Annotated in this window: 21 protein-coding genes and 1 pseudogene; 9 read left to right on the top strand and 13 right to left on the bottom strand. The window is 64.8% G+C overall.

The features are described 5' to 3' along the window. Nucleotides 1-10 precede the first annotated feature (10 nt). Nucleotides 11-601: an META domain-containing protein gene (locus tag NCS03_RS05035; RefSeq protein ID WP_250528875.1), complete on the bottom strand. Its 591-nt coding sequence runs from the start codon at nt 599-601 to the stop codon at nt 11-13. A gap of 257 nt (nt 602-858) precedes the next feature. On the opposite strand from NCS03_RS05035, the gene purT reads away from it, so the two are divergent. The 3 genes and pseudogenes from purT (at nt 859) to NCS03_RS05050 (ending at nt 2,685) form a co-directional block, all read left to right on the top strand. Continuing rightward, nucleotides 859-2,091, top strand: coding sequence for a formate-dependent phosphoribosylglycinamide formyltransferase (gene purT, locus NCS03_RS05040; protein WP_008350653.1), 1,233 nt, complete (start codon nt 859-861; stop codon nt 2,089-2,091). A gap of 44 nt (nt 2,092-2,135) precedes the next feature. Next, nucleotides 2,136-2,291, top strand: coding sequence for a DUF6726 family protein (locus tag NCS03_RS05045; protein WP_308196654.1), 156 nt, complete (start codon nt 2,136-2,138; stop codon nt 2,289-2,291). Nucleotides 2,292-2,328: 37 nt separating this feature from the next. Further along, a pseudogene (locus tag NCS03_RS05050) lies at nt 2,329-2,685 on the top strand (MliC family protein). Here NCS03_RS05050 and NCS03_RS05055 read toward each other — a convergent pair. After that, the gene (locus NCS03_RS05055; RefSeq protein ID WP_250528876.1) at nt 2,619-3,152 is read right to left on the bottom strand and encodes a hypothetical protein; all 534 of its coding nucleotides are present in this window, start codon (nt 3,150-3,152) and stop codon (nt 2,619-2,621) included. The pseudogene NCS03_RS05050 and the gene NCS03_RS05055 sit on opposite strands and share 67 nt — an antisense overlap. Between NCS03_RS05055 and NCS03_RS05060 the strand changes: the two genes are divergently transcribed. Continuing rightward, complete coding sequence (locus NCS03_RS05060) at nt 3,151-4,632, top strand: DEAD/DEAH box helicase (RefSeq protein WP_034471240.1); 1,482 nt, start codon at nt 3,151-3,153, stop codon at nt 4,630-4,632. The two genes, NCS03_RS05055 and NCS03_RS05060, sit on opposite strands and share 2 nt — an antisense overlap. 55 nt (nt 4,633-4,687) lie before the next feature. On the opposite strand, the gene gluQRS is transcribed toward NCS03_RS05060, so the two are convergent. Next, nucleotides 4,688-5,557 carry a tRNA glutamyl-Q(34) synthetase GluQRS gene (gene gluQRS / locus NCS03_RS05065; RefSeq protein ID WP_008350646.1) on the bottom strand — a complete coding sequence of 290 codons (870 nt, stop codon included), beginning with the start codon at nt 5,555-5,557 and terminating at the stop codon, nt 4,688-4,690. Further along, nucleotides 5,557-6,420: a sulfurtransferase gene (locus NCS03_RS05070; protein WP_244807851.1), complete on the bottom strand. Its 864-nt coding sequence runs from the start codon at nt 6,418-6,420 to the stop codon at nt 5,557-5,559. The genes gluQRS and NCS03_RS05070 overlap by 1 nt, the downstream gene beginning before the upstream one ends. A 210-nt stretch (nt 6,421-6,630) precedes the next feature. Here NCS03_RS05070 and dnaE point away from each other — a divergent pair, with 210 nt between their 5' ends. Beyond that, nucleotides 6,631-10,158: a DNA polymerase III subunit alpha gene (gene dnaE / locus NCS03_RS05075; RefSeq protein ID WP_175981876.1), complete on the top strand. Its 3,528-nt coding sequence runs from the start codon at nt 6,631-6,633 to the stop codon at nt 10,156-10,158. Continuing rightward, complete coding sequence (locus NCS03_RS05080; RefSeq protein ID WP_008350640.1) at nt 10,158-11,222, top strand: glycosyltransferase family 4 protein; 1,065 nt, start codon at nt 10,158-10,160, stop codon at nt 11,220-11,222. The genes dnaE and NCS03_RS05080 overlap by 1 nt, the downstream gene beginning before the upstream one ends. Before the next feature lie 5 nt (nt 11,223-11,227). Here the strand turns inward: NCS03_RS05080 and NCS03_RS05085 are convergent, their stop codons facing one another. Together NCS03_RS05085 and NCS03_RS05090 are read right to left on the bottom strand one after the other, a co-directional pair. Beyond that, nucleotides 11,228-11,989 carry a glycosyltransferase family 2 protein gene (locus tag NCS03_RS05085; RefSeq protein ID WP_175981878.1) on the bottom strand — a complete coding sequence of 254 codons (762 nt, stop codon included), beginning with the start codon at nt 11,987-11,989 and terminating at the stop codon, nt 11,228-11,230. 106 nt (nt 11,990-12,095) lie between these two features. Next, nucleotides 12,096-12,266 (bottom strand): hypothetical protein, encoded by a 171-nt coding sequence (locus NCS03_RS05090; RefSeq protein ID WP_175981880.1) that lies wholly within the window; start codon nt 12,264-12,266, stop codon nt 12,096-12,098. Nucleotides 12,267-12,350: 84 nt separating this feature from the next. Between NCS03_RS05090 and NCS03_RS05095 the strand changes: the two genes are divergently transcribed. From NCS03_RS05095 to msbA, 3 genes are all read left to right on the top strand, one after another. Next, nucleotides 12,351-13,487, top strand: coding sequence for a glycosyltransferase family 9 protein (locus tag NCS03_RS05095; protein ID WP_175981883.1), 1,137 nt, complete (start codon nt 12,351-12,353; stop codon nt 13,485-13,487). Next, nucleotides 13,484-14,788, top strand: coding sequence for an O-antigen ligase family protein (locus NCS03_RS05100; protein WP_175981885.1), 1,305 nt, complete (start codon nt 13,484-13,486; stop codon nt 14,786-14,788). Before NCS03_RS05095 ends, NCS03_RS05100 begins: the two co-directional genes overlap by 4 nt. A gap of 177 nt (nt 14,789-14,965) precedes the next feature. Further along, on the top strand, nt 14,966-16,693 hold the full coding sequence (msbA, locus tag NCS03_RS05105) for a lipid A export permease/ATP-binding protein MsbA (RefSeq protein WP_502801513.1): 1,728 nt from the start codon (nt 14,966-14,968) through the stop codon (nt 16,691-16,693). 35 nt (nt 16,694-16,728) lie between these two features. Here msbA and rng read toward each other — a convergent pair whose 3' ends face one another. The 7 genes from rng to purD all read right to left on the bottom strand — a co-directional run bounded on the left by rng (nt 16,729) and on the right by purD (nt 22,877). Continuing rightward, complete coding sequence (rng, locus tag NCS03_RS05110) at nt 16,729-18,198, bottom strand: ribonuclease G (RefSeq protein ID WP_008350634.1); 1,470 nt, start codon at nt 18,196-18,198, stop codon at nt 16,729-16,731. 7 nt (nt 18,199-18,205) lie between these two features. Then, nucleotides 18,206-18,820, bottom strand: a complete 615-nt coding sequence (locus NCS03_RS05115; RefSeq protein WP_250496737.1) for a Maf family protein — start codon at nt 18,818-18,820, stop codon at nt 18,206-18,208. Between the two features lie 54 nt (nt 18,821-18,874). Further along, entirely contained in the window at nt 18,875-19,345 is a 471-nt protein-coding gene (gene rlmH, locus NCS03_RS05120; RefSeq protein ID WP_008350632.1) for a 23S rRNA (pseudouridine(1915)-N(3))-methyltransferase RlmH, read from the bottom strand. A gap of 14 nt (nt 19,346-19,359) precedes the next feature. Beyond that, nucleotides 19,360-19,812 carry a ribosome silencing factor gene (rsfS, locus tag NCS03_RS05125; RefSeq protein WP_008350631.1) on the bottom strand — a complete coding sequence of 151 codons (453 nt, stop codon included), beginning with the start codon at nt 19,810-19,812 and terminating at the stop codon, nt 19,360-19,362. A 2-nt stretch (nt 19,813-19,814) separates the two neighbouring features. Beyond that, nucleotides 19,815-20,492: a nicotinate-nucleotide adenylyltransferase gene (locus NCS03_RS05130; RefSeq protein WP_250528878.1), complete on the bottom strand. Its 678-nt coding sequence runs from the start codon at nt 20,490-20,492 to the stop codon at nt 19,815-19,817. After that, nucleotides 20,483-21,442, bottom strand: a complete 960-nt coding sequence (gene hemF / locus NCS03_RS05135; RefSeq protein ID WP_250528879.1) for an oxygen-dependent coproporphyrinogen oxidase — start codon at nt 21,440-21,442, stop codon at nt 20,483-20,485. Before hemF ends, NCS03_RS05130 begins: the two co-directional genes overlap by 10 nt. A 133-nt stretch (nt 21,443-21,575) precedes the next feature. Beyond that, nucleotides 21,576-22,877 (bottom strand): phosphoribosylamine--glycine ligase, encoded by a 1,302-nt coding sequence (gene purD / locus NCS03_RS05140; RefSeq protein WP_250528880.1) that lies wholly within the window; start codon nt 22,875-22,877, stop codon nt 21,576-21,578. Nucleotides 22,878-22,952 lie beyond the last annotated feature (75 nt).

Raw genomic sequence — 22,952 nt, forward strand, 5'->3', positions numbered from 1 at the left:
ACGCAACACATCATTTCCCACGTGGCGCGAAGGTGAGCACCTGAGCGTCGTCGAGCGTCAGTTGCAGCGCTTGCGGCGGATTCATCTGCACGCCGCTCTTCGCGACGTGTGCGAGCGCGTCGAGATACGGCCGCTCGAGCGCCGCGCCCGCGCCGGACACGCACGCCATGCGCGTGCCGGCGAGCGGACCGAACGTGAGCTTGCCGTTCTTCAGCTCGTAGGCGCCCGCAAAGCGGTTGCAGCCCGAGAAGCCGCTCGCCTGACGGCGTCCGTTCGCGGTAGAGAAATCGAGCGTGAGCGGCTGCGCGTTGTTCTCGCCCGCGTGCGGGATGGCGCGCGGCTGGCCGCTCGCATCGGTCCAGCTCGTGAGCGCCCATTGCGTATCGTCGAGCAGTTGCGTGGCGGCAGGATTATAGGGATCGGTGGGCGGGGCGCTTGCATCGGTGTGCTTCGGCATCGCGCAGCCGGCGACGACGCTCGCCGCGACCACGAGCGCGCACGTGCGGGAGACCAGCGCGAGCGCCTTCTTGCGGCGCCACAGCGGATTTGACGAGGAGCGCGGCGAGGTAAGCGCGGACGCGCGAGGGAAGTGCGTGGGCATCGATGATCCTGAAGCTGGCGAAAGCGTAAGGGTATCGCACGCGTCCTGTGATTTGTCCAGCGCCGCGATGCAACAAAATGACTGGCTGCGCTTTCGGGAGCTTGCCATCGATCGGAAACGCGCCGGGAATTCCGACGCGCATTCGCCTGTCAATAGGCCGAACGGCAAAGTGTCGCCGCTGGTGCTGCGTGTTAACATCGCGCCCAATTCAGCCGCTTTGCGCCTCGTTGACCTCACCACCCGATTCTGGAGCACTCATGCAGACCGATCCACGCCGCACCGGCGCCACGCGCCTCGGCACGCCGCTTTCTCCCAATGCCACGCGCGTGATGCTGCTCGGCGCGGGCGAACTCGGCAAGGAAGTGATCATCGCATTGCAGCGGCTGGGCGTCGAAGTGATCGCGGTGGACCGGTACGCGAACGCGCCGGGGCATCAAGTCGCGCATCGCGCGCACGTGATCGACATGACCGACGCCGCCGCGCTGCGCGCGCTCGTCGAGAAGGAGCAGCCGCATCTGATCGTGCCGGAGATCGAGGCGATCGCGACCGAAGCGCTCGCCGATATCGAATCGGCCGGGCTCGCAACCGTCATCCCGACGGCGCGCGCCACGCAGCTCACGATGAATCGCGAAGGCATCCGGCGGCTCGCGGCCGAAGAACTGGGCTTGCCGACTTCGCCGTACGCGTTCGCGCAATCGCTCGACGAGATGAAGGCGGCGATCGCGAAGATCGGCTTTCCGTGCGTCGTGAAGCCGGTGATGTCGTCGTCGGGGAAAGGCCAGTCGGTGCTCAAAAGCGACGCCGACGTCGAACCCGCGTGGAACTACGCGATGGCGGGCGGGCGCGTGAATCACGGGCGCGTGATCGTCGAGGGCTTCATCGACTTCGAATACGAGATCACGCAGCTCACCGTGCGCGCGGCGGACCCCGCGAGCGGCGAGACGCAAACTTACTTCTGCGATCCGATCGGTCACGTTCAGGTCGCGGGCGATTACGTCGAGTCGTGGCAGCCGCAGGCGATGAGCCCGGCCGCGCTCGCCAAATCGCGCGATGTCGCCGCGAAGGTCGTGACCGCGCTCGGCGGGCGCGGACTCTTCGGCGTCGAACTCTTCGTGCGCGGCGACGACGTCTGGTTCTCGGAAGTGAGCCCGCGTCCGCACGACACCGGCCTCGTCACGCTCGCGACGCAACGTTTCTCCGAGTTCGAACTGCACGCGCGCGCGATCCTCGGCTTGCCCGTCGATACCGCTTTGCGCGCGCCCGGCGCGTCGGCGGTGATCTACGGCGGGCTGGATGAAGCGGGCATCGCGTTCGAGGGCGTCGCCGAAGCGCTCGCCGTGCCCGGTGCGGATCTGCGGCTTTTCGGCAAGCCGGAAAGTTTCGTGAAGCGCCGCATGGGCGTCGCGCTCGCAACGGGCGCCGACACCGGCGAAGCGCGCGAACGCGCGAAACTCGCAGCGTCGAAGGTGAGGCCGGTTTCGGCCAGATGACCGGCGCGCGCGCCGGCGGGAGCGAGCAAGTGAAATGGAAACCGATGTCCGCGCTCGTCGTGGTCTGCGTGGCGCTTTCGGGCTGCGGACTTGCGGCGGCGCCGTGCCGGATCGCGTCGGCGGGACTGAAAATCGTGCCGGTGGTCGGGCATGTCGCTGCCGCGCCGACCGACGCATGCGCGGAAGTCATCGACCCTTGAGCGCTGCCTCGCGCACCAAACACAAGTGAATCGAACGATGAAAAAACCGATTGCGATCATGCTCGCGTTGCTCGGCGCCCAGGCGGCGCTCGCCATGCCGCTCACCGTGCCGCAGATCCAGACCGCGTCGACGCAGACCACGCGCTACGACTGCAAGGACGGCAAAAGCGTGTCCGTTTAATACACGAACACGCGCAACCATCAGAGCTTCGCGGCGTTGACCGTCGACGGACGTAAGCTCCTGTTCGTCAACGTGATCGCGGGATCGGGCGCGAAATACGTCGCCGATCAATATACGTGGTGGACCAAGGGCCCGCAGGCGAATCTCTACGATGAGATGGCCGCGAAAGATTCGCCGCCGCTGCTCGCCGATTGCGAGGCGCGCAAGAAATAGGCGCGCCGCTTGCTGTACGCTCCGGGTGCGCTCTCGCGCCGCCGGAGCGCTTCGGCGCGCGGTGCTACAATGTGCGGCTTTCCGGCTGTTAATATCGCGGCCGGATCGAGTCCAGAATTTCCGGCATCGCCGTTCGATGCCGCTTGAGCGGGCACATGGGCGTCGAGCGCCCGGCCGCTTTGGAAGACAGATCGCGCGATGCCGCGTGCCTTGAAGGCGTCATCGAAGCCGTGTTCCATCGGAACGCCGGCACGCGGATCGAAACAGAGCAATGAGCGGGGCGTGATGCTCGATTGACCGGCCGCCCCGTCCAGCGCGCGCACCTTGCGCTTGACCGACGCGCCGCGTGCACCAACGAAACCATCCGCGTAAGCAACCGATCGCGACGATCGACCGAAACAACCGACCGAGTTTTTTACGCGCGCCGCATCGTGCGGCATTTTAGCGAAAGCCAATATAGTCACCATGTCCGATTCCGTCGCCACGAACACGTCCACCGCACCGGCCGCAGCGCCGACGTTCGACCAGTTCGGTTTGTCCGCCGACATCCTGAAAGCGGTGCGCGAGTCCGGCTACACGACGCCCACGCCGATTCAGGCGCAGGCCATTCCCGTCGTCCTCGCGGGCCGCGACGTCATGGGCGCCGCGCAGACCGGCACCGGCAAGACCGCGAGTTTCTCGCTGCCCATCATCCAGCGGCTCTTGCCGAGCGCGAACACGAGTGCCTCGCCCGCGCGTCATCCGGTGCGCGCGCTGATGCTCACGCCGACGCGCGAGCTCGCTGACCAGGTCGCCGCCAACGTGCAGACGTACTCGAAGCACACGCCGCTGCGCAGCACGGTCGTGTTCGGCGGCGTCGACATGAATCCGCAGTCCGACGCGTTGCGCCGTGGCGTCGAGATCCTGATCGCGACGCCGGGCCGTCTGCTCGATCACGTTCAGCAGAAGACGGTGAATCTCGGTCAGGTTCAGATGCTCGTGCTCGACGAAGCCGATCGCATGCTGGACATGGGCTTTCTGCCCGATCTCCAGCGCATCCTGAATCTGCTGCCGAAGGAACGTCAGACGCTGCTGTTCTCGGCGACGTTCTCGCCGGAAATCAAGAAGCTCGCGTCCACGTATCTGCGCAATCCGCAGACGATCGAAGTCGCGCGCAGCAATTCGACGAATGCGAATGTGCGCCAGATCGTCTACGAAGTGCACGAGAGCGACAAATCCGGCGCGGTCGCGCAGCTCATCCGCGAGCGCGAACTGAAGCAGGTGATCGTTTTCTGCAATAGCAAGATCGGCGCGAGCCGCCTCGCGCGCGTGCTGGAGAAGGACGGCATCGTCGCGACGGCGATTCACGGCGACCGCTCGCAGAGCGAACGCATGCAGGCGCTCGACGCGTTCAAGCGCGGCGAGATCGAGGCGCTCGTCGCCACCGACGTCGCCGCGCGCGGTCTCGATATCGCCGAATTGCCGGCGGTCATCAACTTCGATCTGCCGTTCAACGCGGAAGATTACGTGCACCGCATCGGCCGGACCGGGCGCGCGGGCGCATCGGGCGATGCGCTGTCGCTGTGCAGCGCGAACGAGCGCAAGCAGCTCGCCGACATCGAGAAGCTGATCAAGCGTCCGCTCCAGGTCGAGCCGCTCGAAGTGACGATTCGCGCGCGCCGCGACGCATCGGCGCCGCGTCGTGACGAGCGATTCGGTCGACCGGAGCGCACGGAGCATCGGCATTCGCCGCGCGACGAGTCGGGTCCGCGCCGCCGCACGACGGGCACGCACGATCGCCCGCGCGGCCGTCAGCAGCCCATCGACGAATTTTTCCTAAAGCCGTACGAGCCGTCGCCCTCGGCGATGAAGCGTCAGGAAGAAACGGTCGAGCCCGAGCGCAAGAGCGCGCCGAAGCAGCCGCTCGCGGCGTTGCTCGGCGGTCTGGGCATGCCGCGCAAGTCGTGATTTTCGTTGCGCTTCGAATCGAAAGAGGCAGCCCGCGCGGCTGCCTTTTTTGCGTCTAGCGCGCGAAACGCTTCGCCCATTCCGCCGTTGCGGCGCTGTAGAACGTTTCCAGCGATGCGGCCGGCGCTTCGATGCCCAGATGCCGCGCCGCTTCGACGAGCGCATCGAGCGGCGCGTTGCGATCGAGCGGCGCCGCGCCCGTCTGCTTGCTCAGCTTTTCGCCGATGCCGTTGTTGACCACAGGCACATGCAGGTATTCCGGCGTCGGCACGCCAAGGCACTGCTGCAAGTAGATTTGCCGCGCGGTCGAATCGAGCAGGTCGGCGCCGCGCACGACGTGGGTAATGCCGGCATCGGCATCGTCGACGACGACCGCGAGCTGATAGGCCCACAGTCCATCGGCGCGTTTCAGCGCGAAATCGCCGACTTCGGTCGCGAGATCCTGCGTCTGCGCGCCTTGCCAGCGATCGACGAACCTGACGACTGCCGCGTCGCCGTCCGGCACGCGCAGCCGCCACGCGCGCGCGGGCTTGCCGTGCAGGCCGGTGCGGCACGTTCCCGGATAGGCGAGCGTCGCATGGCGCGCGTGGGCGTTCACCAGCGAGTCGGCGATTTCGCGGCGCGTGCAACCACACGGATAGATGAGACCCGTCGCCTGAAGACGCTCGAACGCGGCGCGATACGCGTCGCCGCGCGCGCTCTGCCAGACGGGCGGCTCGTCCGAGTGCATGCCGAAGTGTTCGAGCGTCGCGAGGATTTCATCGGCGGCGCCGGGAACCGTGCGCGGTGCGTCGACATCTTCGACGCGCACGATCCAGCGTCCGCCGTGCGCGCGCGCATCGAGAAAACTCGCGAGCGCGCTGACGAGCGAGCCCGCATGCAGCGGGCCGGTGGGTGAGGGCGCAAATCGTCCTCGATAAATCATTACGCGGCGGCGCCGACCTTCGCGTCGGGATGGCAAGCCGGGCACGCCTCGCCCGGCTTGTAGAACGGCGACTGCTGATCTTCGACCGACACCACCGCGCGGCAGCCGAAACATTGTGCGGTTGCGGTCGGCTGCAGGTTCGGATCGAGCGCCGTGCGGTAATCGAACACGAAGCACTCGCCGTTGTAGTGCGCGCCGCCGACTTCCTCGAAATACTTCAGAATGCCGCCTTCAAGCTGATAAACATGCTCGATGCCCACTTCCTTCATGTGAATCGCGGCTTTCTCGCAGCGAATCCCGCCGGTGCAGAACGACACGACCGTCTTGCCGTCCAGATCCGCCCGATTCTGCTCGATCACTTCAGGAAACTCGCTGAACTTCGTGATGCGGTAGTCGAGCGCGTTGTCGAACGTGCCGACATCGACCTCGAATGCGTTGCGCGTGTCGAGCATCACGACAGGACGGCCTTCGTCGTCGTGGCCGCGGTCGAGCCAGGCTTTGAGCGTGGGCGCGTCGACGGACGGCGCGCGGCCGAGTTCCGGCCTGATCGCGGGCTTCTTCATCGTGATGATTTCGCGCTTGAGCTTCACCAGCATGCGGCGAAACGGCTGCTTCGCGGAAAGGCTTTCCTTGAATTGCAGATCGGCGAAGCGGCCGCCGAAGAGCGCGTCCGTGCGGATGTAGTCGATGAACTCGCGGACCTCGGCGACCGGCCCAGCGATGAACAGATTGATGCCCTCCGGCGCCAGCAGAATCGTGCCCTTCAGACCGAGCGCGTTGCAGCGTTCGGTGACGAGCGGCCGCCACGCGGGGCCGTCTTCGATGGTGACGAATTTATAGGCGGAGAGATTCAGGATGCTCATGATCGGATGACGCGCAAAACGGCTGTGACGGGTAAAAAGTGCGGGCGAAAATCGCGCGCAAAACACGTATTATCCCGCAAACGGCCCGCATCTTCGCCGGATTCCCGCTGTCGCGTCGCGAAGCCTTGCGCACGCGCAATTCCGGGCGCGGCGCGGGCCTTATCCGTTCGGCTAACGCGCCCTTCGGCGCCGGTTCAGCCGATGGCCCGCATGTACAATACCGCCATGTCAGATCCCCGCTTCGTTCATCTCCGCGTCCACTCCGAATTCTCGATCGCCGACGGCATCGTGCGGCTGGACGACGTCGTCAAGGCTGCCGCAAAAGACGGGCAAGGCGCGCTCGCGCTGACCGATCTCGGCAACGCATTCGGTCTCGTGCGCTTCTATAAGGAAGCGCGCGGCATGGGCGTGAAGCCCATCGCCGGTTGCGACGTCTGGATTACCAATCCCGCCGATCGCGACAAGCCTTCGCGCCTCCTGTTACTCGTTCGCGACAAACAGGGCTACCTCAACCTGTGCGAGCTGTTGAGCCGCGCGTGGCTCACGAACCAGTATCGCGGCCGCGCCGAGGTGATGGTCGAATGGCTCGAAGAAGGGCTCGCAACGGGACTGCTCGCGCTTTCGGGCGCGCAGGGCGGAGATATCGGCATGGCGCTCGCGGCGGGCAACGTGCAATCCGCGCAACGCAACGCCGAGCGCTGGACGAAGCTCTTTCCGAACGCGTTCTACATCGAACTGCAGCGCGCCGGTCAGCCGGGCGAGCAGGCTTACGTGCAGGAAGCGGTCAAGCTCGCGGCGAAGCTGAAGTTGCCGGTCGTCGCGACGCATCCGATGCAGTTCATGACGCCCGACGACTTCACCGCGCACGAAGCGCGCGTGTGCATTTCCGAAGGCGATATTCTCGCGAATCCGCGTCGGCAGAAGCGCTTCACGCAGGACCAGTATTTCCGCACGCAGGACGAGATGTGCGCGCTCTTCGCGGACATTCCGTCGGCGCTCGCGAACACTGTCGAGATCGCGAAGCGCTGCAATCTGACGCTCGAACTCGGCAAGCCGAAGCTGCCGCTGTTCCCGACGCCCGACGGCATGTCGCTCGACGACTACCTCGTGCAGTTGTCGAAGGAAGGCCTCGAAGTCCGTCTGCAACAGCTTTATCCCGATGAAGCCGAACGCAGCGCGCAGCGCGAAACGTACTACGCGCGCCTCGATTTCGAATGCGGCACGATCATCAAGATGGGCTTTCCGGGCTACTTCCTGATCGTCGCCGACTTCATCATGTGGGCGAAGAACAATGGCGTGCCAGTCGGTCCGGGGCGGGGCTCGGGCGCGGGTTCGCTCGTCGCGTACGCGCTCGGCATCACCGATCTCGATCCGCTGCGCTACAACCTGCTGTTCGAGCGCTTCCTGAACCCGGAACGCGTGTCGATGCCCGACTTCGACATCGACTTCTGTCAGGAAGGGCGCGACCGCGTCATTCAGTACGTGAAGGGCAAGTACGGCGCGGATGCCGTGTCGCAGATCGCGACCTTCGGCACGATGGCGGCGAAGGCGGCGGTGCGCGACATCGGCCGCGTGCTCGATCTCGGCTACATGTTCACCGACGGCGTCGCGAAGCTGATTCCGTTCAAGCCGGGCAAGCACGTGACCATCGCGGACGCGATGAAGGAAGAGCCCACGCTTCAGGAACGCTTCGATTCCGAAGACGAAGTGCATCAACTGCTCGAACTCGCGCAGCGCGTTGAAGGGTTGACGCGTAACGTCGGCATGCACGCGGGCGGCGTGCTGATCGCGCCGGGCAAGCTCACGGACTTCTGCCCGCTCTACACGCAAGGCGAAGACGGCGGCGTCGTCAGTCAGTACGACAAGGACGACGTCGAAGCCGTCGGCCTCGTGAAGTTCGACTTTTTGGGCCTCACCACGCTGACGATTCTGGACTGGGCGGAGCGCTATATTCGCCGCCTCGATCCGTCGAAGAAGGACTGGAGCCTCGCGCAGGTTCCGCTCGACGATCCGGCCTCGTTTCAGATATTGAAGAAAGCGAACACCGTCGCCGTGTTCCAGCTGGAAAGCCGCGGCATGCAGGGCATGCTGAAGGACGCGCAGCCGGACCGCTTCGAGGACATCATCGCGCTGGTTGCGTTGTATCGGCCGGGCCCGATGGACCTGATCCCGAGCTTCTGCGCGCGCAAGCACGGGCGCGAGATCGTCGAATATCCGGATCCGCGCGTCGAACCTGTTCTGAAAGAGACCTACGGCATCATGGTCTATCAGGAGCAGGTGATGCAGATGGCGCAGATCATCGGCGGCTACTCGCTCGGCGGCGCGGACTTGCTGCGTCGCGCGATGGGCAAGAAAAAGCCCGAGGAAATGGCCAAGCATCGCGAGATTTTCGCGGAAGGCGCGGCGAAGAACGGCCTCACGCGCGAGAAGGCGGACGAGACCTTCGACCTGATGGAGAAGTTCGCCGGCTACGGCTTCAACAAGTCGCACGCGGCGGCGTATGCGTTGCTCGCGTATCACACGGCGTGGCTGAAGGCGCATCATCCGGCGGAATTCATGGCCGCCAACATGTCGCTCGCCATGGACGACACGGACAAGGTCAAGATCCTGTTCGAAGACTGCCTGGCGAACGGCATGGCGGTTTTGCCGCCCGATATCAACCAGTCGGCGTATCGCTTCGAACCGGTCGCGGAAGCCGATGGCAAGCGCTCGAAAACCATTCGCTACGGCCTGGGTGCGGTGAAAGGCAGCGGCCAGAACGCAATCGAAGAGATTCTGCGTGCGCGCGAAGACGGCCCGTTCGTCGATCTGTTCGACTTCTGCGAGCGCATCGACCGTCGTGTCGTGAATCGGCGCACGGTGGAAGCGCTGATCCGCGCGGGCGCGTTCGATTCGATTCACGCGAATCGCGCGCAGTTGCTCGCCTCCGTCCCGATGGCGATGGAAGCCGCCGATCAGGCCGCCGCCAACGCAATGCAAGCCGGCCTCTTCGACATGGGCGACGCGCCGCTCGCGAAGCACGAGTACGTCGACGAAGCCGAGTGGTCCGACAAGAAGCGTCTGCAGGAAGAAAAGACCGCGCTCGGCTTCTATCTGTCGGGCCATCTGTTCGATGCCTACAAGGGTGAAGTGCGCCGCTTCGTGCGCCAGAAGATCGGCGAGCTAAAGGAAGGGCGCGACAAGCTCATCGCGGGCGTGATCTCCGCCATGCGCACGCAGATGACCCAGCGCGGCAAGATGCTGATCGTGAATCTCGACGATGGCAGCGGCCAATGCGAAGTCACCGTCTTCAACGAGCAGTTCGAAGCGAACAAGGCGCTCTTCAAGGAAGACGAGCTGCTCGTCGTGCAGGGCATGGCGCGCAACGACGCGTTCACGGGCGGCATCCGTTTCACCGTCGATACGGCGATGGACCTCGAACGCGCGCGCAGCCGCTACGCGCAGTCGGTCAAGGTCGAGATGAACGGCAACGCCGATGCCTTGCGCCTGCGCCGCGTGCTCCAAGCGCATGCGGCGGGCGCGCAGGAAGCGCCGCCGCCCATGCCCGTGAAGGAGAACGGCCGCCAGCGTCAAAGCGCGCCGATTCCGAACGGCCTGAACGTGAGCATCGTCTATCGCAGCGAGCATGCCGAAGGCGAAGTGCGCCTCGGCGACGCGTGGCGCGTGAAGCCGACCGACGATCTCATCACGGCGCTGCGCGGCGAATTCGCGGGCAGCGCGATCGAAATCGTCTACTGATGCGGATCGGCATTTCGGCGAATGCGCTCAAGCATTCCGGCGGACTCGAACGCTACGCGATGGATCTCGTGCGCGGCCTCGCCGCCGCGGGCTTCGAAGGCAAGCGCAAGCCCGCGTTTTTCGCCCGCAAGATCGACACGTCGCTGCCCGAAAGCCGATTGATCGAGCCGCATCGCATCAAGGTGTCGTTTCTGCCGGGCAAGCTGCGCGACGCGTATTTCTCGTGGGCGCTCAAGCGTGCGCGCAAGAAGGCGAAGGTCGACGTGCTCATCGGCTGCAATCGCGTGGAAGGTTCCGAGATCGCCATTTGCGGCGGCACCCATATCGGCTTCCTGCGCGCGACCGGGCGGCGCGAGAAACCCTCGGACACGCGGCAGATCGCACTGGAGCGGCGTCAATACGCGCACGCGAACGTGGTCGTCGCGCATTCGGACATGATGAGCGACGAGCTGCGCGCGTTGTATGGCGTGGATATCCGCAAGATTCGCGTGCTTTATCCGCCCGTCGACGGCGCGCGATTTTCGCCCGTCGGTGCCGCTGCGCGTGCGCGTCTGCGCGAGCAGTTCGGCTTCGAACCGGATGAAACCGTGCTGCTGTTTCCGTCGAGCAGCCACGAGCGCAAGGGCTTGCCGCTGATCGAGAAGGCGCTCGCCGGGATGAACGTCGTGATCGCCGTCGCGGGCCGCGCGCCCGAGAAGCCGGCAGCGAACGTGCGCTATGTCGGCTACGCGAAGAACATCGAAGATGCGTATCGCGCGGCGGATTTCACCATTCTTGCGTCGAGCTACGAGCCATTCGGACTCGTCGGCATCGAATCGGTGATGTCCGGGACGCCGGTGATCTTCCCGGCGTGCATCGGCTGTTGCGACGCCATTGCAGATCACGCGAAGCACGTCTTCAAACCTGGCGACGCCGACGATCTGCGCCGCACGGTGCAGGAGGCGATCGAAGCGCGGCGCGACGCCCCGCGCGCGTTAGCCGGCGCGGTGCGCTATGACGCGAGCGTCGAGTCGCATGTGCGCGCTTTGCTCGATCTCGCGCGTGACATCGATGCGAAGCGCTGAGCCAATCAGCGCGCTTCGTTGAGATGCGCCAGCTTCAGGAACCGGTAGTAGACCGTCTGCGCGTTGAATAGCGCGATCATGAAGCCGGTTTTGCCGTCCAGAAAGCCGCGGCGCAGCACGTAAGTCCGCACGAACGCCCACGCGCCGCGCGACACCGCGATGCCGAAGCTGCCGCGCTTTCCGGCCGCGTGGCGTTGTTGCGCACCCGCCGTCGAGTAGGCGTCGAGCTTGCGCAATACCGCTTCGAAATCCTCGTAGGAGTAGTGCATCAGCTTGCCGGAAAGGCGCACGACGGGCTTGCCGGTCGACAGCACGAGCCGCTCGTGCACGAGATCGGGCGAGAAGCGCGCCGTGCCGCGCCGGAACAGGCGCGGAATCCAGTCGGGATACCAGCCGCTGTGCTTCACCCATGTGCCGCAGAAGCTCGACAGGCGGTCGACCGCGTAGACGTCGGCTTGCGGATCGGTGATCGCGGCGCGGATCGAAGCGGCCAGTTCGGGCGACACGATCTCGTCGGCGTCGATGGACAGCACCCAGTCGGTCGAGAGCGCGTCGAGCGCGCGGTTCTTCTGCGGGCCGAAGCCTGGCCAGTCGCGCGCCACGATCACGCGCGCGCGATGCGCCTCGGCGATGCCCACGGTCGCATCGCTGCTGCCGCCGTCGACGACGACGATTTCATCGGCGAAGGAAACGGCCTGCAGGCATTGCGCGAGCCGCGCGGCCGCGTTGTGGGTGATGATGGCGATGCCGAGGGTTGGGCGGGACATGGAGCGTTGGAGTGGCGTTAGTGTTGGTATAATTCTTGAATTATTAGTTCGGCAAGGCGCGATGCGGTCTAATTCACCCTGCCTGAATCGAGCATTCAGAGAGGCCTCAGGCCTCTTTTTGTTGTCCGGGTCGACCGAGGTCGCTAGTTTGCCTCACGCGAGCGCGTCGCAAAAGATCGATCGAGGCGAGTTTGGTTCCCATCACATCCGTCGTCAAGAACCGGGGTTTTTGGTTCGCGCACCGCATCGCATCGTCGCCCATGATGACGTCCGGCATGAGGGACTCCATTTGCGAACAGGAGCGCGTAATGGCGCCGGTGTTCCTCGTGCGGCAGCCCGCAAGCAATCCTGTTTTGATTCTATGAGCCGACTCTCCGGGCGCATACGCATCATTGCCCGAGCGATACCCAAGCTTGCTTTCAAGGCGTTTCGCAATAAGCCGACCGACGTGTCGAGCATTCTGATCGCCCATCATCTGCTGCTCGGCGATACGTTGCTGCTCACGCCGCTCGTCGCGAAGCTGCGCGTGCGCTATCCGCAGGCGCGCATGGCGCTCACGTGCCCGAAGGCGATCGTGCCGCTTTACGCGGGACATCCCTATGGCGCAGAGGCGCTGCCCTTCGATCCTCGCGATGCCGCAAGCGTCTCGGCCGTGCTGAAGTCCGGTCCGTACGATCTCGGCATCGTCGTCGGGGACAATCGTCATGCATGGCTTGCGATTGCCGCGAAATGCCGCTGGATCGTCGGTCATGGCGACGACACGCCTGCGTGGAAAAACTGGCCGCTCGACGAGTCGCATGCTTATCCGTCAAAGCCGGCCGCGTGGGCCGACATCGCGGCCACGCTGATCGACGGGCCCGCGCCGGCGCGTTATCGGCCGAGCGACTGGCCGGCGCCGGTGGCCGCGAGTTTCGCGCCGTCGGACGCCGCGTTGCTTGCGCAACCGTATGTCGTGCTGCATCCGGGCGCGAGCACGTCGGTCAAACGCTGGCCGCACGATCGCTGGCGTGCGCTCGCCCGGCATGTCGAAACGCTCGGCTATACGCCCGTATGGAGCGGCGGACCGGGCGAAGTGGAGCTGATCCGCGCAATCGACCCCGAAGCGCGCTATGTGAGCTTCGCGGGCCGCGTCGGACTCGGCGATCTGTGGCATCTCTTTGCCGGGTCGCGAGCACTGGTGTGCCCGGACACGGGCGTTGCGCATTTGGGGCGCATGGTGAGCGTGCCGACGATCGCGCTCTTCGGACCTGGCAACGCGATGATCCACGGTGCCGGCGAATTCTGGCGCGATGCGCGCTTCAGACCGGTTACTATCGTCGACATGCCGTGCCGCGACGAGCCGGACATCTTTCGGCGAAAGATTGCGTGGGTCCGTCGCTGCGACCGCAATGAAACGACGTGCGTCGCCTGGCGCGGCGATCACGCGGCCTGTATGGGCCTCATCTCGCTCGACATGGTGCGCGGGGCGCTCGAAGAAATGCTGGCCGAAGGTCTATGACGACAAGAACGGTTCGCTTTCAGCCTGATTGGTTTCTATGGATCGGCGCGCCGGTCATTCTCTTCGTCGTGGCGTTCGCGCATATGACCGCGCTCGAGAATATCGCGCTGGGATTCATCGGGATCGGCACGCTCACGCTGGCCGCGACGCGCAAGGCGCCGTCTCCGCTGCACTGGCCACTCCTTGCGCCCGCGGGGCTCTGGGCGGCATGGACGTTCGCGTCGGTGTCGTGGTCGGCGTATCCGTCGGAAAGCATGCACGCGTGGCTGGACGAAGTCCTGTATCCGCTCGTCACGTTCTATGCATTCTGGCTGCTCGGGGCCCGCACGGCGAGGCCCGAACGCTTCGTCGTCGCGCACTGGCTCGGCTGCGTGCTCGTCGCGGTTATCAGCGTCGTCTATTGGGGGCAACTGCAGCCGCCCACCGCCGACACCTTCATGCTGCACTACTACAATCGCGTGGGCCACACGAGCACGATCGCGCTTTTCGCGATAGCGCTCTTCACCGGCATGATGCTCGGCAAATGGCGCGTGATCGGCGTGACGGGCGTGCTGCTCAGTGTGTTCATCGGCGTCGCGACGCTCAACCGTTTCTTCGGGCTTGCGGCGTTCGTCACGCTGCTGATCGCGCTGTACCCGCTCTATCGACGACACATGGCGCTCGCGGCCGTGGTGCTTCTGATTCTCGCCGTGACGGTGGTCGGTGCGCTCGAATTCAGTTCGCGCAGCCGTCTCCCGCTGCATCCGACGGCGCTCCCTGCACACGGCGTGACGATCGAGGGCGATCGCGTTCCGGTGCCGTCGTTTCTGCCGGGCATTGCGGATACGCTCGCCGCCGATACGCGCCCGCGCCTCTGGGCTTTCTACGGCAAGGCCGGCGAGCGGCATTCGTGGACCGGCATCGGTTTCGGCAAGCCGCTGCCGGGCGAGGTGTACGCGAAGGAAATGCCGCCGCGCCTGCTCGCCGCCGAGCCGCAAGCGCTGACCCACGCCCACAACCTCTTCCTCAATACGTGGCTCGAGACGGGCGTCGTCGGCGTCGTGCTCGAAGTGTTGCTGTTCGCGGCACTCGTCGTCCGCTTCTGGCGCTTGCGGCGCGAATTGCCGTGGCTTGCCGCGGGTGGCATCGCACTGGTCGGCGGCATGATCGCGAAGAATTCGACCGATGACTTCATGTGGCAGACGACGGCGCTCGCCTTCTGGTGCTTCGCCGGACTGATGCTCGGCCGCGGCGAACGTCTGACACGACGCCTGCCGCCGCCTCGCGCCGGCGCGCCGGACGGATCGGCGCAAGCCCGGTAATAGCGACGTTCCGTCGAGCGCGTGATCGACACAGGATTAGAATATCGAATTCTCGTGTGCCGATCCGCACCGCGAATCGAAACGACGCATTTCCATGCAAACCGAACACCGAGGAAAGATTTGAGCGAGAAGCAGACATTGCGCAAGACCATCGGCACGGGCGAAGCCAGCTCGCCCATGGCCGTCATGAAACGGCTATGGCCGTATATCCGTCCGCTGCTCGGCATGGTGATGCTAGGCCTGCTGACGATGGGCATCGTCGCCGCGACCGAGGCCGGCATTCCGATGTTGCTCAAGCCGCTGCTCGACCATGGTTTCGGCTCGAAGAGCAGCGATCATGCGAAATGGCTCGTGCCCGCAGCGGTCATCGGCCTTGCGCTGGTGCGCGGCGGGGCACAATACGCATCGGGCTATTTTCTCTCCTACGTGACGAACAAGATCCTGCTGCAACTGCGGCTCGAAATGTTCCAGCGCATGATCCATACGAGCGCGGGCTTCTTTCAGCGCGAAACCGCGAGCACGGTCATCAACGCGATCGTCTTCGAGGTCAATCAGATCCTGAGCGTGCTGCAGAGCGTGGTCGTGACGCTCGTGCGCGATTCGCTCACGGTCGTGTTCCTGCTCGGCTATCTGTTCATCCTCAACTGGCGGCTCACGCTGATCGTCGCGGTGATCCTGCCGGCGATCGGCTGGCTCGTCAGCAAGATCAACCGCCGGCTGCGGCGCCTGAATCGCGAGCATCAGTCGTTGACGAACGATCTGTCGTATATCGTCGAGGAGACGGTCGGCGGCTACAAAGTCGTCAAGGTGCACAACGGCGAGCCGTACGAAATCGACCGCTTCACGGAGATGAGCCAGCGGTTGCGCGGCTACTCGATGCGCATGCAAGTCTCGGGTGGTCTCGCGCAGCCGCTTACGCAGTTTCTCGCATCGATCGCGCTCGCCATCGTCATCACGATCGCGGTCGTACAATCGGCCAACGATCAGACGACGGTCGGCGGCTTCGTCGCGTTCGTCACGTCGATGCTGCTCGTGATCTCGCCGCTCAAGCATCTGATCGACATCAATCAGCCCTTGCAGCGCGGCATGACGGCGGCCGAGCTGATCTTCGGCCTGATCGACGAGCCGGCCGAGCCCGCTGGCGGCGGCCGGCGTCTCGAACGCGCGCGCGGCGAAGTCGAATTCCGCGACGTGTCGTTCAGCTATGGCTCGGTCGACCGGCCGACGCTCGATCGCGTGTCGTTCAAGGTCGCGCCGGGCGAGATGGTCGCGCTCGCGGGCCCCTCTGGTAGCGGCAAGACGACGCTCGTGAATCTACTGCCGCGCTTCTTCGATCCGCGCGCCGGCCAGTTGCTCGTCGATGGCGTGCCGATCAGCGAGTACAACCTGCACGACCTGCGCGGCCAGCTCGCGATGGTCAGCCAGGACGTCGTGCTCTTCAACGATACGATCGCCGCGAATGTCGCGTACGGGCAGACGCCGGACTCCGAACGCGTGATGTCGGCGCTGACGGCGGCGAATCTCGCGGATGTCGTCGCGTCCTTGCCGGACGGAATCAACACGCTCGTCGGCGGCAACGGCATGCGTCTGTCGGGCGGGCAGCGCCAGCGTCTCGCGATCGCGCGCGCGATCTACAAGGACGCGCCGATCCTGATTCTCGACGAGGCGACCTCGGCGCTGGACTCGGAATCGGAGCGGCACGTGCAGTCGGCGCTCGAGACGCTGATGAAAGGACGCACGACGCTCGTCATCGCGCACCGGCTGTCGACGATCGAGCGCGCCGACCGCATCCTCGTGATGGAAGCGGGGAAGATCGCGGAGCAGGGCAGTCATGCGGAGTTGCTGCGCAAGGACGGCTTGTACGCGCATCTGCATCGGATTCAGTATCAGCAGCAGGCGGCGTGAGGCAGTCGGCCTCGCTCGAATGACTTTGGGCGAGGCTACATCAACACGATGTCGTATTGCTCTTGCGATAAATTACTCTCCACCTGCAGCGAAACCGGCTTCCCGATGAAGTCCATCAGCATCGCCAGATGCTGCGATTCCTCTTCCAGAAACAGATCGATCACCTGCTGCGAAGCCACCACGCGAAACTCGCGCGGATTGAATTGCCGCGACTCGCGCATGATTTCGCGCAGCACGTCGTAGCAGACGGTGCGCGGCGTCTTCACCTGACCTTTGCCCTGACACACCGGACACGGCTCGCACAGCACGTGAGCCAGTGACTCGCGCGTGCGCTTTCGCGTCATCTCGACGAGCCCGAGCTGCGAAAAGCCATTCACGGTCACGCGCGTTCTGTCGCGCGAGAGCGCCTTCTTCAGCTCGCCCAGCACCTGATCGCGATGCTCGACATTCTCCATGTCGATGAAATCGATGATGATGATCCCGCCGAGATTCCTCAAACGAAGTTGCCGCGCGATCGTATGCGCGGCTTCGAGATTGGTCTTGAAGATCGTGTCGTCGAAGTTGCGCGCGCCGACATACCCGCCCGTATTCACGTCGATGGTCGTCATCGCTTCGGTCTGGTCGATCATCAGATAGCCGCCCGACTTCAGATCGACGCGCCGCGACAGCGCCCGCTGAATCTCCGCCTCGATGTTGTACAGATCGAAGAGCGGCCGCTCGCCGGTGTAATGATGCAGACGCGACGCCACCGCCGGCGTGAACTCCGCGGCGAAATCCGCGAGCATTTGAAACGTCTCGCGCGAATCGACCTGAATACGCGTGGTTTCGTCGTTGACGAAATCGCGCAGCACGCGTTGCGCGAGGTTCAGATCCTGATAGAGCAGCGTGGTGGGCGGCACGCGCTGCGCTTGCGCGACGATCGTCGCCCAGGTCTTGCGCAAGTACGCCACGTCGGCCGCGAGTTCTTCGCTCGTCGCGTCTTCGGCGATGGTCCGCACGATGTAGCCGCCTTTCTCGTCGGCGGGCAGGACGGCGGTCAGTCGCGCGCGCACGGCCTCGCGCTCCGCTTCGCTCTCGATCTTCTGGGAGATGCCGATATGCGGCTCCTGCGGCAGATACACCAGCGTGCGTCCCGCGATGCTCACCTGCGTCGACAGGCGCGCGCCCTTGGTGCCGATCGGGTCTTTCACGACCTGCACCATCAGCGACTGACCTTCGAAGACGATCTTTTCGATCGGCGTATGCGGCTGTGAGTTATGCGGCTCGCCCGCGATGCGCGGATGCCAGATATCCGCCACATGAAGAAACGCGGCGCGCTCGAGACCGATGTCGATGAACGCGGACTGCATGCCCGGCAGCACGCGCACGACCTTGCCGAGATAGACGTTGCCGACGCGCCCGCGCGAAAGCGTGCGCTCGACGTGAAGCTCCTGAACGGCGCCTTGCTGAACCAGTGCGACGCGGCTTTCCTGGGGTGTGACGTTGATCAGGATTTCTTCGTTCATGGCCTGTTTAGAATGCGACGCGCGCCAGGCGCAAGAGAGCAGCGGTTTCGAAAAGGGGCAGACCCATGATACCCGAATAGGACCCGTCGATTCGCTCGATGAACTCGGCCGCGCGGCCCTGAATGCCGTACGCGCCCGCCTTGCCGAGCGGCTCGCCCGATGCCGCGTAGCGTTGCAGCGCAGCACGGTCGACGTTCGAAAAACGCACTTGCGAGCGCGAGAGCGCGGGTTCCAGCAACGCGCCATCGGCATCGACGACGGCGAGCGCCGTCAGCACTTCATGCTCGCGGCCTGCGAGGCGTTCGAGCATCGCGACGGCGTCTTCTTCGTGAAGCGGCTTGCCGAGAATCAGCCCGTCGATGGTGACGGTCGTATCGGCGACGAGAATCGGCGCGGACGCGAAGCCGCCGGCGACCAATCGCGCGCGCGCGGCCTTTGCCTTTAACGCGCACACGCGCACGACGTACGCATCGGCGGCTTCGCCGGGCAACTCGGCTTCGAGCGCTTCGGCGTTTTCATCGGCACGGGGAAGAAGGAGTTCGAACTGCACGCCCAGTTGAAGAAGCAACTCCTGACGGCGCGGGCTTTGCGAGGCGAGATAAACGTAGGGATGAGTCGGCATCGTGATGTGGATTCGAATGACGCGCGGGGCATTCGATCCAGCGTCGAAGCACCCTCAAGCGCGATGATAGGGATGATTCTGCGTGATGCTCCACGCGCGGTAAAGCTGTTCGGCGAGCAGCACGCGCACCATGCCATGCGGCAACGTCAGGCTCGAAATGCGCAGCATCAGTTCCGCGCGCGATTTCACCTCCGGATGCAGCCCGTCCGCGCCGCCGATCACGAACGCGACGTCGCGCCCGTCCTGCTGCCAGCCGGGCAGGGCGTTCGCGAGTTGCATCGTGGTCCAGTCGCGGCCGCGTTCGTCGAGTGCGACCACGCGCGCGTTCTTCGGCAAGGCGGCTTCGATGCGCTGCTTTTCGGCCGCCATCACGCTCTCGGCATTGCGTCCCGACGAGCGCTGTTCCGGCTTGATCTCTTTGAGCTCGATGCGCAGTTCGGGCGGCATGCGCTTCGCGTATTCGTCGAAGCCATTCGTGATCCAGTCGGGCATCTTGTGTCCGACGGCGAGGATGACCAGCTTCATGAAACGAAGCGGTGTCAGTGCTTGCGCACGGTCTTCCGCGCGGGACGTTTGACGGCGGGCGCGTCGTCTTCGTCGTCCTCGTCTTCATCGGCGGTGACGCTCGCGCCGCCGAACATGTTCGGCCTTTGGAGCTTCACGCGCACGGGCTTGTCGCCCCAGACTTCCTCGAGGTTGTAGTACTGACGCAGAGCGGGTTGCAGGATGTGCACGACCGCGTCGCCGCAGTCGACCAGCACCCATTCGCCGATCTCTTCGCCTTCCGTGCTGACGATGTCGCCGCCCGCTTCCTTGACCTTCTCGCGCACGCTGTTGGCGAGCGCCTTGGTCTGGCGGTTGGACGTGCCGCTCGCCACGACCACGCGGTCGAACAGCGACGTCAGATGGGTCGTGTTGAACACTTTGATGTCTTGCGCCTTGACGTCTTCGAGACCGTCGATGATCGCGCGTTGCAGCTTCTGAAGTTCCATAGTTACGATGTCTGGTACAGGTGATGTTGAACAATATAGTCCCATACGGCGGATGGGACCTGCGCGCGGGCGTCGGTCGCACCGTTCATCGAACGCGCTTCTTCGCGGATCGCCGTGGCGGATACGTCGAGTAGCAGCATTTCGTCGATGTGCATGTGACCGTGCGGACTCCCGCGCAAAACGTCGGGCGATGCGCGGCGCGCTTCGAATTCGGTCGCGACCGGGGCGGGCAGCGTCGCGACGTCGAAGCCGGCGCGTGTTTCCACGCAAATGTGCGCGTAGTCGAAGAGCCGCTTCCACTGATGCCACGAATCGAGCTTGACCAACTGGTCCGCGCCCATCAAGAGCGTGATCGACGCGTCCGCGCCTTCGCGCTCGCGCCAGTGCGCGAGCGTGTCGACGGTGTACGTGTCGCCGTGGCGGTCGATCTCATCGGTGGCGACGACGATCTGCACGCCATCGAGCGAAAGCGATGCCGCCGCCGCACGCGTCATCGCCAGCCGATGCTCCGGCGCCGATACGCCCGCCTTCTGCCACGGCTGTCCGGCGGGCAGCAGTACGAGCTCGGTCAGTTGCAGCAACTCGACGAAGCGCCGCGCGAGCGCGAGATGCCCGTTGTGGATCGGATCGAATGTGCCGCCGAGCAGGCCGACGCGCTTGGCGCAGGGCGTCACAGCCATTCCCGGCGCACCAGAAAGTCTTCGTACAGCCGCGCTTCCGGCGTGCCGGGCGCGGGCTTCCAGTCATAGCGCCAGCTCGCGACGGGCGGCATCGACATCAGAATCGATTCGGTGCGTCCGCCGCTTTGCAGGCCGAAGTGCGTGCCGCGGTCGAACACGAGATTGAACTCGACATAACGCCCGCGCCGATACGCCTGAAACTCGCGCTCGCGCTCCGTGTAGGGCGTGTCGCGGCGTCGTTCGATGACCGGCAGATACGCCTTCAGGAACGCATCGCCGACGCTTCGCATCATCGCGAACGAGCGCTCGAAACCCGGCTCCGAGAAATCGTCGAAGAAAATTCCGCCGATGCCGCGCTGCTCGTTGCGATGCTTCAAATAGAAGTACTCGTCGCACCAGGTCTTGAAACGCGGATACAACTCCGCGCCGAACGGATCGAGCGAATCGCGGCAAACCTGATGGAAATGCCGCGCGTCTTCCTCGTAGCCGTAGATCGGCGTGAGATCCATGCCGCCGCCGAACCAGAAGATCGGCGCTTCGCCGTCTTTGGTCGCCGTGAGCATGCGCACGTTCATGTGCACGGTCGGGCAGTGCGGATTGCGCGGATGCATGACGAGCGAGACGCCGAGCGCCTCGAAACCGCGTCCGGCGAGTTGCGGACGCGCCGCGCTCGCCGAGGGCGGCAGCGCGTCGCCTTGCACATCCGAAAAGCCGATGCCGCCGCGCTCGAAAAACGCGCCGCCTTCGAGGATGCGCGTCACGCCGCCGCCGCGCAGATGCGCGCCGGGTTCGCGGGTCCAGGCGTCGGTAGCGAAGGCGGTGCCGTCGAAGGCGCCGAGCGCATCGGCGATGCGCGTCTGCAGGCCCCTCAGATAATCGCGAACGGCGGCGATATCGTGGGCTGCGTCGGATTGTGTGCGTTGTTCCGCGCTGCGGTTCGGTTCACTCATCGATTGCTGCGTGCGCCCCTGTGGGCGGCCTTGAATGGCAGGGGTTAACCCTTCGTATCGAAACTCTCAAAAGCACGCTGCCGGACACGAGGTCCGGCAGCGCGGGTGCTTGGGCGGCGTGCGCCGCGCCGTGTCAGTGCTTGTCGCCGGGTTTTTCCGCCGTCTGCTTGCGATTCAGCGCGCGATAGCCGATGTCGCGCCGATACTGCATGCCGTCGAACGAGATCTGGTTGACTGTATCGTAGACCACGGATTGCGCGCCGCGCACGGAATCCGCCAGGCCGACGACGCACAGCACGCGCCCGCCCGAGGTCGTGAGCTTGCCGTCGGTGAGCGTCGTGCCGGCATGGAAAGTGACCGAATTCTCGGTTTCCGCGGGAATGCCGCTGATGCGGTCCTCCTTGCGCGGCGTATCCGGATAGTTATGGGCCGCGAGCACCACGCCGAGCGCGGTGCGGCGGTCCCAGTCCAGATCGACGGTGTCGAGCTTGCCGTCGATCGCCATTTCCACGACCTTCGAGAAATCGCCCTTCAGGCGCGCCATGATCGGCTGCGTCTCGGGGTCGCCCATGCGGCAGTTGAATTCCAGCGTTTTCGGATTGCCGTTCGCGTCGATCATCAGGCCGGCGTACAGGAAACCGGTAAAGCGGATGCCTTCGCTTTCCATGCCGCGCACCGTCGGCTGGATGATTTCGCGCATCACGCGCGCGTGCAGTTGCGGCGTGACGATCGGCGCGGGCGAGTACGCGCCCATGCCGCCGGTGTTCGGGCCCTTGTCGCCGTCGAGCAGGCGCTTGTGGTCCTGGCTCGACGCGAGCGGCAGGACGTGCTTGCCGTCGACCATCACGATGAAGCTCGCTTCCTCGCCCGCCAGAAACTCCTCGATCACCACGCGCGCGCCGGCGTCGCCGAGCTTGTTGTCGGCGAGCATCGAATCGACGGCGGCGTGCGCTTCTTCCAGCGTCATCGCGACGACGACGCCCTTGCCGGCGGCGAGGCCGTCCGCCTTGATGACGATCGGCGCGCCTTTGGCGTCGATGTAGGCGTGCGCGGCGGCGAGCTCGGAAAACGTCTCGTATTCGGCGGTCGGAATGTTGTGGCGCTTCATGAACGCCTTCGCGAAGTCCTTCGAGCTTTCGAGCTGCGCGGCTTCCTTGCTCGGGCCGAAGATTTTCAGCCCGCGCGAACGGAACAGATTGACGATGCCCGCGGCGAGCGGCTGTTCCGGCCCTACGAGCGTGAACGCGACATGTTCCTTCTCGACGAAATCGGCGAGTTCCGCCGGATCCGTGATGTCGACGTTGCGCAGGCGCTCGTCCTGCGCGGTGCCGCCGTTGCCCGGCGCGACATAGACGATCTGCACGCGCGGCGATTGCGCGAGCTTCCAGGCCAGCGCATGTTCGCGGCCGCCGGAACCGACGACGAGTAACTTCATGTGAATCCCCGAAATCCTGACAAAAAGCGGCTTGAGAAAAAGCGGCGGGCGCATCGACCGTAAAGCGCGCGTATG

Source organism: Caballeronia sp. ATUFL_F1_KS4A, assembly GCF_023630905.1.
GTDB lineage: Bacteria > Pseudomonadota > Gammaproteobacteria > Burkholderiales > Burkholderiaceae > Caballeronia > Caballeronia zhejiangensis.